Consider the following 17,390-nt stretch of genomic DNA (forward strand, 5'->3'; position numbering starts at 1 on the left):
AAATGAGTGTCCAGGTATTGGGTTTAGGAACTGCCGCCATGGATATCGTCCTTCAGTGTGACGAATTACCCCGGGAGGACGGGTTCTCTTTTATTCACCGGGAGCAATTAATGCCGGGAGGAAGCTGCGCCAATGTCTTAGTGGCCTTGGCCCAATTGGGCGTGCGCACAGGATTGGTGGCCCAGATTGGCGATGACCAGTACGGCAGGATTTTTCTCCAGGACCTTCAGGAATCAGGGGTAGAACCTACCGGGGTTTTTGTCAAAGAGAAGGGGGTTACCCTCCATACCTTTATTACCGTTGCCAAGAACGGCACCAAAGCGATTTTTGCCCACCTGGGGGACAGCTTGCTCACCTTGGCGGAAGAGGCTGTTACCGAAGAGATGCTGGAGGGCGTAAAGGTTTTTTATACCGATATGTTTGCCGGGCAGGCGGCCCTGAAACTGGCCCGGTTGTGCAAGGAACGGGGCATCCCGGTGGTATTCAATCTGGAGTGCCCTCCTTCCTTTATGGCATTGTGCCAGGTATCCCGGGAGAAGCTGGAAGAAATCCTTTCCTTGGCCGATCTGATCTTTTCCTGCCGGGAGGGTCTGGTGGAACTGGCCGGAACAGAGGATCCCATGGTGTCCGGACCCCAGGTCTATGAAAAGTACCACCCCGGCCAGGGTTTGGTTTTTACTCTGGGGGACAAAGGATCAATTTGTTTTTATGATCAGGGCAGGGTGGCTCAGACAGGGGTTTTTCAAGTTGATGCCGTCGATACCACGGGAGCAGGGGATGCCTTTGTGGGCGGGTTTATTTTTGCTTATTTCTTGCAAAACAAGGACCGGGAGCTGGCTTTAAGGTTTGCCAGCGCCTGTGCCGCCTTAAAATGCACCCAGCTGGGTGCCCGGCTTCAGGCCGGAGAACAGGATGTCTGGGCGCTTTTGAACAGAGGTTGAAAATTTAAGAAATATAAGGAGGCTAAAAAATGAAAAAAGTAAGACTGTTTTTTGGAATGTTGTTTGTGTGTTTATTTGTTTTAGGTGCCGCAGGGTGTGGACAGCCGGCAGAAAATCAGGAGGAGGACAACAGTACTCAGGAAACCAGCGCTCCGGAAGCCCAACCCACCAATGCCGCCTTTTTGGATGCCCAGGCGAAATTGGAAGCCGCCCTGGCCCCTTTGCCCAAGAAGGATACCCAGGCGAAACTGGCCGCCCTGGAAATTACCCTGGCCAACCCCTTTTGGGTCACCATGAAAGAAGGGTATGAAGCGGCGGCAAAAGAGTATGGCGTGACCATCGATGTGATGGCGGCGCCGAAGGAAAACGACGTCAATTCCCAACTGGAGACCTTGAAAACCATTGTCAACAAGGATTATGACGCCATCGCCCTTTCCGCCATTACCCCCTTTAACCTGGTGCCGGGGGCAGCGGAAGCAACCAAAAAAGGGATTCCAGTGATTGCCGTAGGAACCTCCATTGATGCCGCCGAGGCGGAAAAGGCGGGTGCCAAGGTGGCGGCCTTTGTTACCTCCGACTTTGAAGAACAAGGTAAAATGGGCGCCCAGTTTATCATGGACAAGATTGGATCGGGAAAAGTAGCCATCATCGAAGGCCTGCCGGGAGCCGCCCAGGGGGAAGCGAGAAAAAGCGGAGCCCAAAAAGCCTTTGAAAGCAACGCAAATATTGAGATTGTATCGGTTTCGGCCGGCAATTGGGATCGTCAAACGGCGTATGACATCACTTCCAACCTGATCCAGGCGAATCCTGATTTAAAAGGAATTTTTTGTGCCAATGATGTGATGGCATTAGCTGCTGTGGAAGCCTTAAAAGCCGCCGGAAAAAAAGACCAGGTGGCCGTAGTAGGGGTAGATTTTATTGATGAGGCCAAGGCCTCCATCACCAAAGGAGAGCTGGATGCCTCGGTCGCCATGTCCCCCTATTTATTTGGAAAAGGCGGCGTGATCCTGGCCCTGAAAGTGCTAGAGGGCCAAGAGATCCCAGAAGATATCTTCTGGACGCCCTTAGGTTTGATCACCAAAGAAAATGTCAATACCTTTGAAGGGTGGAAATAACTTAAATAAGACCGGGGATAAGCAGAGCCGGTAAAAGGCCCTGCTTATTCTTTTTGGGATCAAGGAAAAAGGGTGATGTGGATGGAGATGCCGGTATGGAAAATGCATACCCCCCAAGGGATCTTTCATGGGCGTGGGTCCATCAGATCCCTTAAGACAGTGGTGGAGGATGAGAAGATTGCCCGCCCCTTTCTTGTGCTGGACCCGGCAGTGGAAAAAACCGGTTTCGGCGGGGAAATAAAAAATATTCTGGAAAATGTGCAGTCCTTTTATTGGACCGGCTTTACCTCGGACCCCACCTTAACCCAGGTGGAAAGAGGAGCCGTCGCCTTTCGGGAAGTTGACGCCGACGGCCTGATTGCCGTAGGCGGGGGAAGCGCTATTGATGCGGCTAAAATGATTGCCCAAAAAACCGGATTTCCCCTCCTGGCTGCAGTTCCCACTACTTGTGGAACCGGCGCGGAATGCAGCCCGGTTGCTATGATTAAGGATGAAAAAAAAGTGAAGAAAATAGCTTTCCGGGATCCTCGTTTTATCCCCAAATGGGTGATTCTGGATGCGGAGGGACTGACCTCCTTGGATCGGGCCTTTGTTGCCGCTACTGCTTTAGACACCCTTTCCCACGTTATGGAGACCCATCTTTCCCAAAAATCAACGGGGTTGGTGCGGGTTTCTACCCGGGGGTCCTTGGTTTCTTTAGGGAAAAATTTGGCGCCGGCCATTTTTGATCAAGACCCGGGAGCCCTAGAAGTACTGCTTGATGTAGCCTTTACGGCCCGCCTGCTTTATCCCGGCACCGGGCTGTCCATTATTCATGCCCTGGCCCATCCTTTAGGAGCTTACACAGGCTTGCATCACGGCATGGCTGTAGCACTTTTGACTCCTCCTTCTCTGGAGTTTAACCTGCCTTTTTGTGGGGAACTGATGCGAGAAATCGACGACCTGTTGAACGTGAAAAGCCAACAGGCAAAGGGAACCGGAGCATGGGTGCACCGGATCGTGGCAGAATCGGGGATGGGTACCCACATCGAACAAAAACTTAAAAAGGAAGAGGTGCCGTTAGACAAAATCGTCAATCAAGCCATGGAAAGCAGCAATCTTCCTTCTAACCCCCGGCCGGTTTGTGGGCCTAAAGACCTTAGGGAGGTCCTGGAAAGGGCCTGTGCCTGCCGGCATATTTTCTAGGATCTGAAAAAAATACGACAAGCATTTTCAGATTAATAATATTCTATCAGTGCTGGTTGGGTCATAAGATTTTTGAATTGGCGTGATACGATTTCTCTATTCTATAATCAAAGTAATTAAAATCAATAAAGATCAGGGGGAGGAAGAAAAAATGGGTGATTTCTCAAAAGAAAAGCTGTTACAAGATCTATCCGATGCGGTGGTAAATATGGAGGAAGAAAAGGTGGTTACTGCTGCCCGCCGATATGCAGAAAATAATTTTGATGCCTATGAAGGCATTGACCTGGGACTTGCCTGCGGCATGAACCGAGCCAGTAAACTGTATGAGGAAGAAGAGTATTTTGTTTCCGAATTATTGTTGTGTTCCGACGCCATGTATGCGGGCCTGGATGTTTTGAGGCCCTACCTGAAGAGAAAAAATGATCCGGCCAAACATAAAGCCGTCATCGGCGTGGTGCAAGGAGATACCCATGATATTGGGAAAAACCTGGTGAAAATTATGCTGGAAACAGCCGGCTTTGATGTGGTCGATTTGGGACGGGATGTCCCTCCCCTGGATTTTGTAAACAAAGCGAAAGAAATCGGGGCGGATTTAATTGCTTTGTCCACCCTGATGACGACGACGATGGACGGCATGAAAGAAGTGATCGAAATTCTCGTGGAAGAAAACCTGCGTGACCGGTTCAAAGTGATCGTAGGCGGGGGGCCTATTTCCAGGAATTTTGCCCAGTTGATCGGCGCGGACGGCTATGCGCCCAATTCGGCAGAAGCAGTGGTATTGGCGAAGGCACTGGTTTCCTAATGGTGATGTGCCGCTGTTAAAGCAATAATCCTATTGTTCATCCAAGGAGGTTGGAAAAAATGTTGGACGCTTCATGTGCATTAAAAGATGAAATGACTCCTCATGAAAGAATGGGTTCTTTGATGCAAGGGAAGCCTATCGACCGCATCCCTTGCGTACCGATGATTGGTGCCGTAGCCGCAAAGCTGATCGGCGTTCATGTCAATGAAATGCTTCAATCCCCCCGGTTAACGGCGGATGCGCAAATCAGATCCTATGAGTTGTTTCATCATGATTCCGTGAGCGTGTGCATTGGTTCTCATGCCATTGCTACGGCCTTCGGGGGCAGGATGACGGACCCGGTAGATGACAATCCGGCGATGAAGGTGAATCCCATTCAAACAGAGCAAGATTTGGACCGGCTGGACCTGGCCGATCTGGACAAATGCCCGGCGATTCAGGTCCCTTTGGAAGCAGCCAAAATATTAGTGGACCGGCTGGGTGGAGAAGTAGGAACCGGGTTAATCGTGGGCGGTCCCTTTTCTGTGGCGTCCAGCTTGCGGGGCACCAATTTTCTGCTCCGGGAGATTATTAGAAACCCGGAATTTGCCCACAGGCTGATTGAGTTTTCTCTTCAATGCAGTATCCGGGCCGCGTTGCCTTTTTTGAGAGAAGGGGTTAGTCCCCTGATCGTGGACCCGGTTGCTTCCGGAAGTATTTTGGACCGGAAAAAGGCGGCAGAGTTTGCTTTTGCCTATACCAGAAGACTGATTAAGGAATTCCAAAAATATGCCCCGGCAGTAGTTCTCCATATTTGCGGGAATACCAGGAAATTGCTTGACCAGATGGCTGATTCCGGCGCCGCCTGTCTGAGCCTGGACAATGTGGTGGATTTGGAGCAGGCGAAAAAACAGGTGGGTGACCGGGTGATGCTGAACGGCAACGTGGATCCGGTGAATGTGATGTTTTTGGGCAATAAAGACCTGATCCATCAGGCCGTGAAAACTTGTTTGGCAAAGGCCTGGGATAATCCCCGGGGCTATATTCTGGCCACAGGATGCGATCTCCCCATCAAAACCCCTGTGGAAAACATTGCCGAATTTGTTGATGCCGCAAGAATCTACGGAAAGTGGCCCTTGGATCCGAAAAACTTTTCCTAACCTGTATCTAGAAACAACTGACCCTCAAATAAGAAAGGAGTGGAGCGGGGTGCGTGTGAAAAAAAATGTCCTCTGCGGCGTCTGCCCAGGAGGATGTGCCATTGAGGCGGAAGTAGAGGAGGGAAAGCTGGCTGCCGTGCACCCGGGGAAAAATGTTCCCTTCGGCAACCTGTGTGTGCGGGGTAAAGCGGCGCCGGAAATTGTATACTCTCCGGACCGGCTGCACAAACCCCTTTTACGAACAGGGGAAAGAGGCGAGGGAAAGTTCCGGCAAGCAAGCTGGGATGAGGCCCTGGATGTTGTGGTGTCTAAAATGGAGGAACTGAAAAACTGCTATGGACCCCAGTCCATGGCCAGCCACTCCGGACGGGGCGCTTTCGAGCAATCCCTGGGTGATTTCTGCAACGGAGCCGACTTAGTGGCGCTGAAACTGCTCTGGCCCTTCGGCTCGCCTAATACCGCCAGCGACGGTTCCCTTTGTTATGTTTCCTACGGCATGCTTGCTCCCATCACTACCTTTGGTATTCCGGCCACCAGCTTGCTGCCGGACTTTGAAAACAGCAATTTGATCGTGGTCTGGGGGGCAAACCCGATTACAGACTCCCCGCCTTTTCTGTTTAAGCGCATTGTTGAAGCCCAGAAGCAGGGAAAAAAAGTGATTGCCATTGACCACATGAAAAGCGATATCGCCCAGCGGGCGGATCAATGGATCGCCGTGCGCTCAGGTACCGACGGGGCTTTAGCTTTAGGATTGATCCATATCATTATTGAGGAAGGGTTATATGACCGGGAATTTGTGCACCACTGGACGGTGGGATTTGAAGAACTGAAAGATTATGTAAAAAAATTTACCCCGGAAGAAGTGGAGAGAATTACCTGGGTACCCCAAGAACAGGTGATTTCTCTCGCCCGGGAAATTGCCCAGGTCCGTCCCGCCACGCTGCGCACTTATACCGGATTGGAATACAGCAACAGCGGTGTCCAGAATATCCGGGCCGCCTTTATTCTTTGGGCGATCACGGGAAATCTGGATGTGCCGGGCGGATTAACCATCGGCTTGCCGCCCCGCCTGCCCATGGAAGGGGCCGATATCCCGCTGCCCAGTGGGCCCCTCCCTTTTGGCGGGGAAAAATATCCTCTTTTTTATGCTTTGACAGGAAGCGCCCATTTTATGGAGTTTCCCCGGGCCGTGCTGGAAGGAAAGCCCTACCCGGTGAAGGGGCTGCTGATCAATGGAGCGTCTACCCTGACCTCCTATCCCCAACCGGGGATTTTTGAAGAGGCTTACCGTAACCTGGAGTTGTTGGTGGTGATTGACCGTTTTTTCACCAGAGACGCTCTCTTTGCCGATGTGGTGCTTCCCGCTACCACCTATTTTGAAATTAACTCTTATCAGCGCTACCCCGGCGGCTATGTCCGCTTACGCCGCAAAGTGGTGGAGCCGGTTGGAGAGGCGAAAAATGATCTTCTCATTATCGCCGAGTTGGCCAAAAGACTGGGGTTCGGGGAATGCTTTCCCCAGAGTGAAGAAGAACTGTTGGAAAAGGCATTTGCCAAAGATCCCAACCTGCTCCAGCAGCTGCGGGAAAGTAAAGACGGGGTTCAGACGCCGAAGCAGCCGCCAAAATTCAGGAAATATGAAGCGGGATTGCTCAGAAAGGATGGTCTGCCCGGCTTTCCCACCCCGTCCGGCAAAGTGGAGCTGGTTTCCGCCTTGCTGACGAAACATGGGTATGACGGCCTGCCGGTTTACGTGGATCCTGTCGAGGGGCCCCAGGGGGCGGCGGACACTTATGGGAAATATCCGCTCATTTTGAATACCGGTGCTAGAATCCCGTCTACTTTCCGCTCCCAGCATTTAAATATCCCCAGTCTGGTCAAACTGCAAAATAAGCCGCAGGTGCTGATACATCCAAAAGATGCCGCTGTCCGGGGCATTCATGACGGAGATAAAGTGGTGATTAAGACAATCAGAGGAGAAGTGCTCTTCTGGGCTCAGGTTACGGAGAAGGTACTGCCGGGAGCGGTGGAAGTAAACCAGGGGGGCGGTAGCCCGGTTCAGGTCAAAGAATGGCGGGAGGGTAATGTAAATTTCTTGACGGATTTTGATAACCGGGACCCTATTTCCGGCTTCCCCATCTTTAAAGCATTACTATGTGAGGTGGAAAAGGCCAAAGAAAATGGAGCCTTCCGGGAATAGAATGACCCGCTTACCCTAAGAGTGAAAAAGCCTCATCACAAATTTTAATTATTCCCACTGGAAAGATCAAATTTTTATATAAGGATTGTTCTTACTAAAATACCGATTGTATAATTTTAATAGACTAGATGCTAGGAGGGCTAAACAGGGAGAATGGGTGTTAAGGTAGATATTGTTGCCGGCTTTTTAGGAGCAGGAAAGACCACATTGATCAATAAATTAGTTCCTGCTTACACCAAAAAAGAAAAGGTGGTGCTGATCGAAAACGAATTTGGCGAAATTGGCATTGACGGGGATTTGCTTTCCGGCGCTTTGCCCACGCGGGAGATCTATGCCGGGTGTATTTGCTGCACCTTGGCGGGTAATTTCATTGAGGCCATCGAAGAAATGAACCAGCAATTCCATCCGGATCGTATCGTCATTGAACCCTCCGGCGTGGGCCAGCTGTCCGACGTGATGCGGGCTTGCCAGGGAGTTAAGGGGACTGCTCAGCTTGATCTGAACCACCTCATTACCATTGTGGACGGCACCGGTTTTAAGGATGATCTGGATGCCTTCGGCGCTTTTTATCTGGATCAGATTCGGTATGCCAATATTCTTCTCCTCAGCCACCTGGCCCAAGTTGAGCAGCAGGAAATCGACCAGGTGATATCTGAGCTCAAAACACGCAATGGCCATGCCGTCATCCTGGTAGATGACTGGCGTGACATGGAAAATGAGGATTTGGCGGATTTGCTGGAGGCCGTGAGACCCCAGGGGCCTGACCGGATTCCGAAGCCGGAACCCCCGGTCCATCATGACCATCATCACCTGCCGGCCGACCGCATCTTTTCGGTTTGGGGGCAAAGAAATCCTACCGTCACTACCATGCAACAATTGAATAGCGCCCTGGAAAGGCTGGGGGACACGGCATACGGTCAGATTTGGAGAGCAAAAGGGATGGTAGAATTGGCCGAGGGGGGCTGGGCTTATTTTGATTATACCCCGGGACACTGCTCCAGCCGGCCCATGGACAGTGCCAAAGAGGCAAAGATTGCCGTGATTGGCTGCCAACTGAACCGGGAACGATTAGGGGAAATTTTTCCTGCCCAGGATCATGGTGAAAAAAGCAAATAAGAAGGCAGCGCGCCATGAACAAATTGGTAAAAAAATCAAGACCATAAAATTACCGTAGAAGGATGAAGGAGAGGGAGATATGCATAAAGATGACCAAATGACCCCGAATCAACGTTTGGCTGGTTTTTTAAAGGGAGAAGCAATTGACCGCATACCTGCCATGCCGCTTTTGGTAACTATTTCGGGAAAAGGGGCGGGGATGACCCATAAGGAGAAGAGAAGCAGCGCCCACAATCAGGCCATGGCCCAGATCGCCTGCTATGAGAGATTCGGCAATGATTTAATGATTATGGAGTATGGCCTGCACGGCATGGGGATTGCTTTGGGCAGTCGGACCAATGATCCGGAAAATGCCGTTCCCGCCATTATGGAGTATGCCTTGCAGGATATCAATCAGGTGGATACCCTGGATTTTTCCCGGCTAGAGCTGAAAAATGATCCCTGGTTCCGCTTAAATTGTGAAGCGACCCAAATTGCTTTGGAAAAGATGGGCCAGGAAGTGGGCGTCGGGATTTTGATTTCCGGTCCCTTCACCGCGGCGGCCAGCATTTATAAGACGGAGAATTTACTAAGGGCAACCAGCAAAAAGCCGGAGAAAGTGCATGAATTAATGCATTTTTGTACGGAAGGCTTGAAAATGATTTGCCGGGAATTCATTAAATTAGGAGCGATTATCGCCCTGTGCGACCCCATTGCCTCAGGAACGATCTTAAAAAGGAAACAATATCAGAACTTTGTTCTCCCCTATACCATTGACCTGATGAAAGACCTGCACGAGGCAAAGGGGATGGTGTGCTACCATATTTGCGGCAATACCAAGGAGATTGTGGAAGACATGGTGGAAACAGGGTGTGATATGTTAAGCATCGACAACCGGGTGGATTTGGAAACAACCAAGGAAAAAGTGGGGGACAAAGTGTGTCTTTTGGGCAATGTGGATCCTGTGGAAGTGTTGATGCTGGGCACACCGGCGACAGTCGATGAGAGTGTCAAGACTTGCTTTAGAAAAGCCTATGACAGCCCGCGGGGATACATTTTGGCCTCCGGATGTGACATCTCGGTGGATGTTCCCCTGGAGAATATTGAGGCATTTATGACAGCAGCCAGAAAATATGGGAGATGGCCCCTGGACGCCGGCCGCTATCTTTAATACGGAAATACTGACGAGGCATGGGTGTTGATAAAACAATCTAGGATTGGTGGAGGTTATAAGAATGGCAGAAAGTAAAAAAGAATTTTTAAAAGAATTGTCCGATTGCGTAGTAGATATGGAAGATGAAAAGGTAGTGGACGTGGCTGAGGAATATATATCTGCCGGCTATGAAGCCTTTGACGGCGTGATGGGCGGGCTGGTGGACGGCATGAACCGGGCCAGCCAATTGTATGAAGAGGAAGAGTATTTTGTTACCGATTTACTGCTTTGTTCCGATGCCATGTATGCGGGGCTGGATGTGTTAAGGCCCCACCTGCCCGTGGAAGAAAGCGGGCGTGCCAAGCCTAAGGCGGTGATTGGCGTGGTGGAAGGGGATACCCATGATATCGGCAAGAACCTGGTGAAAATCATGCTGGAAACGGCAGGCTTTGAAATGCATGATTTGGGCAGGGATGTACCGGTGCAAAATTTCGTCCAAAAGGCAAAAGAAGTGGAGGCTTCTCTGGTTTGCCTTTCTACCTTAATGACCACCACCATGGCCGGAATGGGTGAGGTGGTAAAACTGCTGCGCGAAGAAAATTTGAAAGAACAGGTAAAGGTGATGGTGGGCGGCGGACCTATTTCGCAGAAATTTGCCGATAAAATCGAAGCCGACGGCTATGCGCCCAATGCGGTGGAAGCGGTGAAGCTGGCGAAAAAACTGGTCGCCATCGGATAAAACAAAAGGAAAAGTAGGGATCATCGATGTTGACGCCAAAAGACAGACTGCAAAAAGCCTTGGCACAGGAGGAAATAGACAGGCCGCCCTGTATTTGTCCCGGTGGGATGATGAATATGATCACCAGGGAATTGATGGAAAAGGCAGGGGTGGGGTGGCCGGAAGCACATAGGGATGCCTCATTGATGGCAAAGCTGGCTGCCGCTGTTTATGAAGAAAAATGCTTCGAGAATTACGGCGTGCCTTTCTGTATGACCATCGAAGCGGAGCATATGGGTGCCAAAGTGGATTTAGGCACCGATGTTTATGAACCCCATGTGGTGGGTTATGCTATCGATTCCGTATCGGCCTGGGAACAGCTTTCTCCCATAGATTTTTCCCGGGGCCGGGCCAAAGTCGTGCTGGATGCCATTAAAATCTTGAAGGCTAAAGGCACCAAGGTGCCGGTGGTCGGGAATTTGACAGGTCCCATCAGTGTGGCAAGCTCTCTCATGGAGCCGGTTACCTATTACAAAGAGCTGAGAAAAAAGAAGGAAGACGCCCGCAGGTTCATGGAATTTGTCACGGCACAGCTGATCCTCTTTGGCCGGAAACAGCTGGAGGCGGGTGCGGATGTCATTGCCATCTCCGACCCCAGCGGTACCGGGGAAATTTTAGGCCCCCGGTTATTTGCGGAATATGCCGTGCCCGCGATTAATCAGGTTTTGGCCTCTTTGACGCAGGAGAAGAAAGGTGTGGGCACTATTGTCCATATTTGCGGAAAGATGCATAATGTGTATGGAGAAATGGCCCATATCACCAGCAATGCCCTGAGCTTCGATTCTATTGTGAACATAAAAAATGCCCGGGAAAATTTGCCGGGAAGAACCCTCATGGGCAATGTGAGTACCTATGCCCTGGAATTTGCTCAGCCGGCTAAGGTGGCTGCTCTCACGAAAAAGTGTATCATGGATGGGGTGGGGATTATTTCCCCTGCCTGCGGTTTGGGCACCAAGTCGCCTCTTTCCAATATTCGGACCATGCTGGGTACAGTACAAGGAAAGGATTATTGGGAAAATGTATAAAATAACGGTGCTGCCGGAGGGCCCGGAGATCCTGTCTCAGCCCGGAAAAAATCTCATGGAAATCCTGCGGGGAGCCGGTGTTTTTGTCGACAACCCGTGCAACGGCAAAGGAATGTGCGGAAAGTGCAAAATTAAGCATCTCAAAGGCAGCCTGCCCCCCGTGTCGCCAGGAGAAGATAGTTTTTTAAGCGACGAGGAAAAGCACAGGGGCGTGCGCTTGTCTTGCCTGGTGGAACCACGGTCAGATCTTACGATAGAGCTTGTGCAGAAGGAAAAAAAGCATGAGGTTTTGACTACGGGCTATCTGCCGGAGTTTAAGGTGCAGCCCGCCATCTGGAAAAAGACCTTTTCCTTGGCCCCGCCCACCCTGGAAAATCAGATGCCCTATGAAGATATTTTTGTCCAGGCCACCCGGGGGGACTATGACTGGCGTTTACTTCAGCACCTGCCCTCAGGCCCGGGCACCTGCACGGCGGTATACAGCGGCAACCGCCTGATTGGAATAGAGAAGGGAGACACCACCGATCAATTATATGGCTTGGCCGTAGATATCGGCACAACCACCGTGGTGATCGCTTTGATTGATTTAGTGAGCGGCCGGGAACTGGGCACAGAGGCGATGATTAATGCCCAGAAGAACTATGGCCTGGATGTCTTAACCCGGGTCACTTATGCGCAGGAGCATCCCGAGGAGGGGAGAAAACAGCTCCAGGCGGCTATTGTGGACTCTTTAAATGAAATGATGGAAATGTTATGCACAAGATACCAGGTAGATCCAGACAAAATCTATGAAATTACGGTGGCGGCAAACTGCACCATGCTCCATTTGCTTCTGAGGGTTGATGCCGTCAGCCTGGGGAAATCACCCTATGCACCGATTTTCACCCGGTCGAAGGATCTTCCGGCAGGAGATATCGGGCTGAAGGCCTCCCCAGGAGCGAGACTATATTGCCTTCCCTCCGTTTCTGCGTACATCGGCGCGGATATTGTCGCCGGTGCTTATGTGGCGGAATTGAGCAAGCAAAAAGGGAATGTGCTCTTTATTGATATCGGCACCAACGGAGAAATTGTCCTGTCCCATCAAGGAAGGTTGCTTTCCTGTTCCTGTGCGGCAGGCCCCGCTTTGGAGGGGATGAATATCAGCGCCGGGATGCGGGCGGCCCACGGGGCCATTGAGGATGTCAAAATCACGCCCTCAGGCATAGAATTGAAGGTGATCGGCGACGAAGAACCTGTTGGCCTTTGTGGCAGCGGCATTCTGGCCGTTGTCCGAGAGTTGCTGCTCCACGGTTTTATGCGCAAAGAAGGGGCGCTGATCAAAAGAGAGACCCTGCCGGCGGAAGACTACCGTCATAATCTGCTGGTGGCAGAGGGGAATAAGCGGAGTGTGCTCCTGTCTGGGACGCCTCCCATCGCCATTACGCAGGGAGATGTGCGCCAGGTGCAGCTGGCAAAAGGGGCGATTCTTTCCGGATTTTATGCCCTCCTGTCCAAGGCCGGTATCACTATGGATGAACTGGACAAAGTGATCATCGCGGGACAGTTCGGCGCCCACCTTCCCGCAGAAAGCCTGATCGGCACGGGAATTCTGCCCCGGGGCCTTGAGGAGAAAATCATCTACATCGGAAATTCCTCCAAAACAGGGGCCTATATCGCCTTGATGTCGGTGGAAGCAAGAGAAGAAATGGAACACCTGGCCAGGGAAATGGATTATATGGAGTTAAGTGCTTCGGAAGGCTATGAAAGACTCTTTGTAGATTGCTTAGCCTTTCCGGTAAAATGATTTGGGCGTAAAAACCGATACCTGCTCGATGGGAGCAACAAAGGAAGCTAATGGATCAAAAGAACCATTGGCTTTTTTATACTTTAATAAATATAGTACATTCTGCGGAAAAAAGGTTGAATATTTGCAGACATTCCAATATACTCGAAGGGAGGGATCAAAAACGCGATTCGCTTTTTTGGATCAGATTTCTGGGAAAAGCGCAGTCAAAGGGATGCAAATTTTTCTTCAGGATGCAAAAATATTTTGCATCCATCCGGGGAATATTTTCCGGTGCTCCTGCTTTTAAATGCAAAATATTTTTGCATATGCTGTTTGTTCTTGTTTTCCCATGGAGTAAATGATCTGCTCGTAACGGTGTTTGGCCAGGTAAAAATTTTGGCATAAAAATTGCATAGTTAAGTTAATCGTGACCAGAGCGGTTGTTCTGAGGTTCATATTTAAGCATGGTTTCTTACCGGAAAACGGTTAAGAAACCTAACTTGTTTTTAGGGGCTATTTAACAATTTAATATAATAAAGAAAAAATGCATTCTGGGAGGGATAAAACCATGGAGAACATCAAGGAAAAGGACCTGGCCAGGCGTGGCATCAATGAGCTGGTGGCATATGTGCCGGGAAAACCGATTGAAGAAGTAAAAAGAGAGTATGGGTTGACGGAAATTATCAAACTGGCTTCCAATGAAAATCCTTTGGGGACTTCACCCAAAGCTGTGGCGGCGATGAAACAGGCCATTGACGATGTTTATATGTATCCTGAAGGCAGCAGTATGGACCTGCGTCAAAAAGTCGCCGCTCATTTTGGCATCGACGATGATATGGTGATCATCGGCAACGGAGCGGATAATATCCTTTTGCTGATTGCCCAGGCCCTGGTTGATGAAGGAGATGAGGTGATTACGGGAGATCCCTCGTTTTCCGTCTATGAAAGTGTGACCCGGATTATGGGGGGAAATTTTATCAAAGTTCCCTTGAAAGATTTTACCTATGATTTACCTGCCATTGCAGAGCGGATTACCGACAAGACCAAATTGATCTTTATCTGCAATCCCAACAATCCCACCGGTTCTATGGTCACGGAAGAAGAAACGGCCCGTTTTATGGAGATTGTCCCCCGCGATTGCGTGGTCGCGTTTGATGAAGCCTATGCGGAATACGTGCAGGATCAGCATTATCCTGATACCATGAAGTATGTGCATGAGAAAAGAAACGTAATTCTAGTGCGGACCTTTTCCAAAATCTTTGGCCTGGCCGGTACCCGGATCGGTTACGCCATGGGGCCCAAACACCTGGTTGACTTATTGCGCAAAGTCACGGCAGCTTTTGCCGTCAACCGGGTCGCCCAGGCGGGGGCCCTGGCTGCTCTGGAGGACAGGGAATTTATTGAAAAGGTTTTAACGGTAAATGAGCAAGGCAAACAGTATCTCTACCAGGAGTTCTCCAAATTAGGCATGCCCTATACGCCTACTCACACCAATTTTATTTTTGTCAATTTAGGCATGGACAGCCAGGTGGTGTTCAAAAAGTTACTGGCTCAAGGAATTGTGATTCGCCCGGGCGGCATGTGGAATTTACCGAACTATGCCCGGATTACTTTAGGAACTTTGGAGCAGAACGAAAAACTGATCGCAGCCTTGAAGGAAATTATCAATAAGTGAGAAAATATCGGGAGGTGTTTAAATGACTAAGAAAATAATTGGGGGAAACGAAGCAGTAGCGCTTGGTGCTTTACATGCAGGTGTGAAAGTAATTACCGGCTACCCGGGAACTCCCTCGTCGGAAGTAATCGGCAGCTTGTGGGGAAAAGACCTGCCCGGAACCAAGGTGGAATGGAGCACCAACGAAAAGGTAGCCTTTGAAGTGGCGGCCGCAGCGGCCTGGGCCGGATTCCGTTCTTTATGCACCATGAAGATGTCCGGTTTGAATGTGGCTTATGACTCCTTGATCAGTATTACCTATTCCGGATGCAAAGGCGGTCTGGTGGTCTATGTTTGCGATGACCCGGGAGTGAGCGCCGGCATGCCGGAACAAGACGTGCGGGGATTTGCCCTGATGTCGGATATGCCGATGCTGGAACCGGGATCCGTGCAGGAATCCTATGACCTGATCCAATTCGCCTTTGAGCTCTCGGAAGCCATCCAATCACCGGTCTTTGTCCGCTCCGTCACCAACGTGGCCCTGTCCCATGGTGTGGCAAATGTGGAAGAAAGAATCCTGCCCCCGGACAAGAAACCTCTGCTGGAAAAGGACATCATGAAATACACCAAGGCTGGGGCAGCCATCTGTATGACGCAGCACCGGGACCTGATCGCACGCCTGGAAAAGGCAGGCGATATCATTGGGGAAAAAGGGCTGAACAGACTGCATCTAAAGGGAGAAAAAGGCGGTTTGGGCATTATCAGCGTGGGTGTGGTAAACACATTTCTTGCAGAAGGTTTTGACATCGCGGACCGCTTTGGCATCAATCCGGAGGAAATCTCTACATTAGAAGCAGTTACCACCATCCCCTTTCCTAAAAAAGAAGTAGGCGCTCTTCTGGACCACTGCGGAGCCATCTTGGTCTTAGAAGAGCTGGAACCCCATCTGGAAAAAGGGGTCTATTTAGAAGCTTATAAGCGGGGCGCAAAAGTAAGGATTATTGGTAAGGAAGACGGTACTTTAAGCCGGATCGGGGATTATGACGCCACCCATGTGGTGAAAGGTATTTTTAGTGCCCTCGATAAACCGGTGCCTGAAGAGCTTTATAAAACAATCGAAGCAGAAAAACACTGTGCGGCCCGTCCCATTACCACCTGTGCCGGCTGTCCCCACCGGGGCACCTATATGGCCATCAACCAGGCCGTGAAAAACTTGGGCTACAAAAAAGAAGAAGTAATGGTCACCGGAGACATCGGGTGTACCATCTTGGGGATTAACCCTCCCTTCCATACCATCTGGACCGAGGTTGCTATGGGGGCCAGCATTCCCATGGCCCAGGGCTACGTCTACAGCGGCGTGGAGACTCCTGTCATTGCTACCATCGGAGACTCCACCTTCTTCCACGGAGGTATTCCCGGACTGCTTAATGCAGTGCAGCACCAGATTAACCTTACCGCCATTGTCATGGACAACGGGTGGACCGCCATGACCGGCATGCAGGTGAATCCGGGCACGGCGCCGGATTTTCAACAGTCCGGGTGCAAACCATTGGATCTGGCCCAAGTGATTCCGGGATTGGGTGTGGAAAATTTCTTTATTGCCGACCCTTATGACCTGGAAGGAACCACGGAAACGATCCAAAAGGCCCTCACCCTTCCCGGGGTCAAAGTGATTCTTTCCCGGCGGGAATGCGCGATTCAGGCCAACCGGCGCAAAGTAAAATACGGAACGGTTCAGGTTGACCAGGAACAATGCAACCTGTGCAAGCGGTGTATCAATATTACCGGGTGCCCTGCCATCAGTCTGGGCGAAGAATCCATCGTCATTGATTCCGGACAATGCAACGGCTGTGCTTTATGCGCTCAGGTCTGCAACAGGTCCGCCATCAAAAGGGAGGGGAAATAACATGGAAAAGAATGTTTTCGACATTTATATTGTCGGTGTGGGAGGACAGGGAGTTTTAACCATTGGGGAACTGATTATTGAAGCAGCCCTAAAAAAGAACATTCCTGCTAATTTCTATCCCACGAAAGGGATGGCCCAGCGGGGCGGATTTGTCAAAGCTCAGCTGCGCTTAGGCCGGCAGGTTGTGGGCCCTTCCATTCCCCAAAAGGGGGCTGACCTGATCATTGCCATGGAACGCTCCGAATCCTTAAAAGCGATCCGGTACCTAAAATGCGGGGGAGATTTTTTCCTTTACGGTTCCGTATGGGCGCCCACTGCGGTGATGCTGGGCAAGGCACCCTATCCTTCCCTGGAACAGGTATGGGGGAATCTGGAGCAGGCGGAAGCGAAGATTGCCTATCTGGATCCGGAGATGCTGCCCCAATATGAAGGAAAGCCGGTGGCGGAAAATTTGTTCGTCCTGGGTGCCACCCTGGGGAACACGGCCTTAAAAACTTTGTTCAGCGCGGAAGACCTAGCCACCGCCATTACCGAGCGCTGGCCCAAGGGCGCGGAACGGAATCTGGCCGCTTTCCGGGCCGGATTGGATATCCAGGTATGCCGCAGCCTTCCTGTAAGCTTAGGATAAGGGG

The 17,390-nt window shown here is 50.7% G+C and carries 14 protein-coding genes; all 14 read left to right on the plus strand.

Features of this window, described 5'->3' with window-relative positions:
* Positions 1-2: 2 nt before the first annotated feature.
* Positions 3-941: a carbohydrate kinase family protein gene (locus tag DCMF_RS26235; protein WP_148137175.1), complete on the plus strand. Its 939-nt coding sequence runs from the start codon at positions 3-5 to the stop codon at positions 939-941.
* 29 nt (positions 942-970) lie between these two features.
* The gene (locus tag DCMF_RS26240) at positions 971-2,056 is read left to right on the plus strand and encodes a sugar ABC transporter substrate-binding protein (protein ID WP_148137176.1); all 1,086 of its coding nucleotides are present in this window, start codon (positions 971-973) and stop codon (positions 2,054-2,056) included.
* Between the two features lie 81 nt (positions 2,057-2,137).
* Positions 2,138-3,241, plus strand: coding sequence for an iron-containing alcohol dehydrogenase family protein (locus tag DCMF_RS26245; RefSeq protein ID WP_214658926.1), 1,104 nt, complete (start codon positions 2,138-2,140; stop codon positions 3,239-3,241).
* Positions 3,242-3,392: 151 nt separating this feature from the next.
* Entirely contained in the window at positions 3,393-4,043 is a 651-nt protein-coding gene (locus DCMF_RS26250) for a corrinoid protein (RefSeq protein WP_148137178.1), read from the plus strand.
* Between the two features lie 59 nt (positions 4,044-4,102).
* The gene (locus DCMF_RS26255) at positions 4,103-5,182 is read left to right on the plus strand and encodes a uroporphyrinogen decarboxylase family protein (RefSeq protein WP_148137179.1); all 1,080 of its coding nucleotides are present in this window, start codon (positions 4,103-4,105) and stop codon (positions 5,180-5,182) included.
* Positions 5,183-5,231: 49 nt separating this feature from the next.
* The gene (locus tag DCMF_RS26260; RefSeq protein ID WP_236860127.1) at positions 5,232-7,382 is read left to right on the plus strand and encodes a molybdopterin-containing oxidoreductase family protein; all 2,151 of its coding nucleotides are present in this window, start codon (positions 5,232-5,234) and stop codon (positions 7,380-7,382) included.
* A gap of 153 nt (positions 7,383-7,535) precedes the next feature.
* Positions 7,536-8,498, plus strand: coding sequence for a CobW family GTP-binding protein (locus DCMF_RS26265; protein WP_148137181.1), 963 nt, complete (start codon positions 7,536-7,538; stop codon positions 8,496-8,498).
* A 79-nt stretch (positions 8,499-8,577) separates the two neighbouring features.
* The gene (locus DCMF_RS26270; RefSeq protein ID WP_148137182.1) at positions 8,578-9,648 is read left to right on the plus strand and encodes a uroporphyrinogen decarboxylase family protein; all 1,071 of its coding nucleotides are present in this window, start codon (positions 8,578-8,580) and stop codon (positions 9,646-9,648) included.
* A gap of 64 nt (positions 9,649-9,712) precedes the next feature.
* Positions 9,713-10,369, plus strand: a complete 657-nt coding sequence (locus DCMF_RS26275; RefSeq protein ID WP_148137183.1) for a corrinoid protein — start codon at positions 9,713-9,715, stop codon at positions 10,367-10,369.
* A 26-nt stretch (positions 10,370-10,395) separates the two neighbouring features.
* On the plus strand, positions 10,396-11,433 hold the full coding sequence (locus DCMF_RS26280) for a methylcobamide:CoM methyltransferase MtbA (protein ID WP_148137184.1): 1,038 nt from the start codon (positions 10,396-10,398) through the stop codon (positions 11,431-11,433).
* Positions 11,426-13,216 carry an ASKHA domain-containing protein gene (locus tag DCMF_RS26285; RefSeq protein ID WP_148137185.1) on the plus strand — a complete coding sequence of 597 codons (1,791 nt, stop codon included), beginning with the start codon at positions 11,426-11,428 and terminating at the stop codon, positions 13,214-13,216. Before DCMF_RS26280 ends, DCMF_RS26285 begins: the two co-directional genes overlap by 8 nt.
* A gap of 550 nt (positions 13,217-13,766) precedes the next feature.
* Positions 13,767-14,873, plus strand: a complete 1,107-nt coding sequence (hisC, locus tag DCMF_RS26290; RefSeq protein ID WP_148137186.1) for a histidinol-phosphate transaminase — start codon at positions 13,767-13,769, stop codon at positions 14,871-14,873.
* Between the two features lie 22 nt (positions 14,874-14,895).
* Positions 14,896-16,758 (plus strand): thiamine pyrophosphate-dependent enzyme, encoded by a 1,863-nt coding sequence (locus tag DCMF_RS26295; protein WP_148137187.1) that lies wholly within the window; start codon positions 14,896-14,898, stop codon positions 16,756-16,758.
* Position 16,759: 1 nt separating this feature from the next.
* Positions 16,760-17,386 carry a 2-oxoacid:acceptor oxidoreductase family protein gene (locus DCMF_RS26300; RefSeq protein WP_148137188.1) on the plus strand — a complete coding sequence of 209 codons (627 nt, stop codon included), beginning with the start codon at positions 16,760-16,762 and terminating at the stop codon, positions 17,384-17,386.
* Positions 17,387-17,390: the final 4 nt, after the last annotated feature.

It is taken from the genome of Candidatus Formimonas warabiya, assembly GCF_002777255.1.
GTDB classification, from domain to species: domain Bacteria; phylum Bacillota; class Dehalobacteriia; order Dehalobacteriales; family Dehalobacteriaceae; genus Formimonas; species Formimonas warabiya.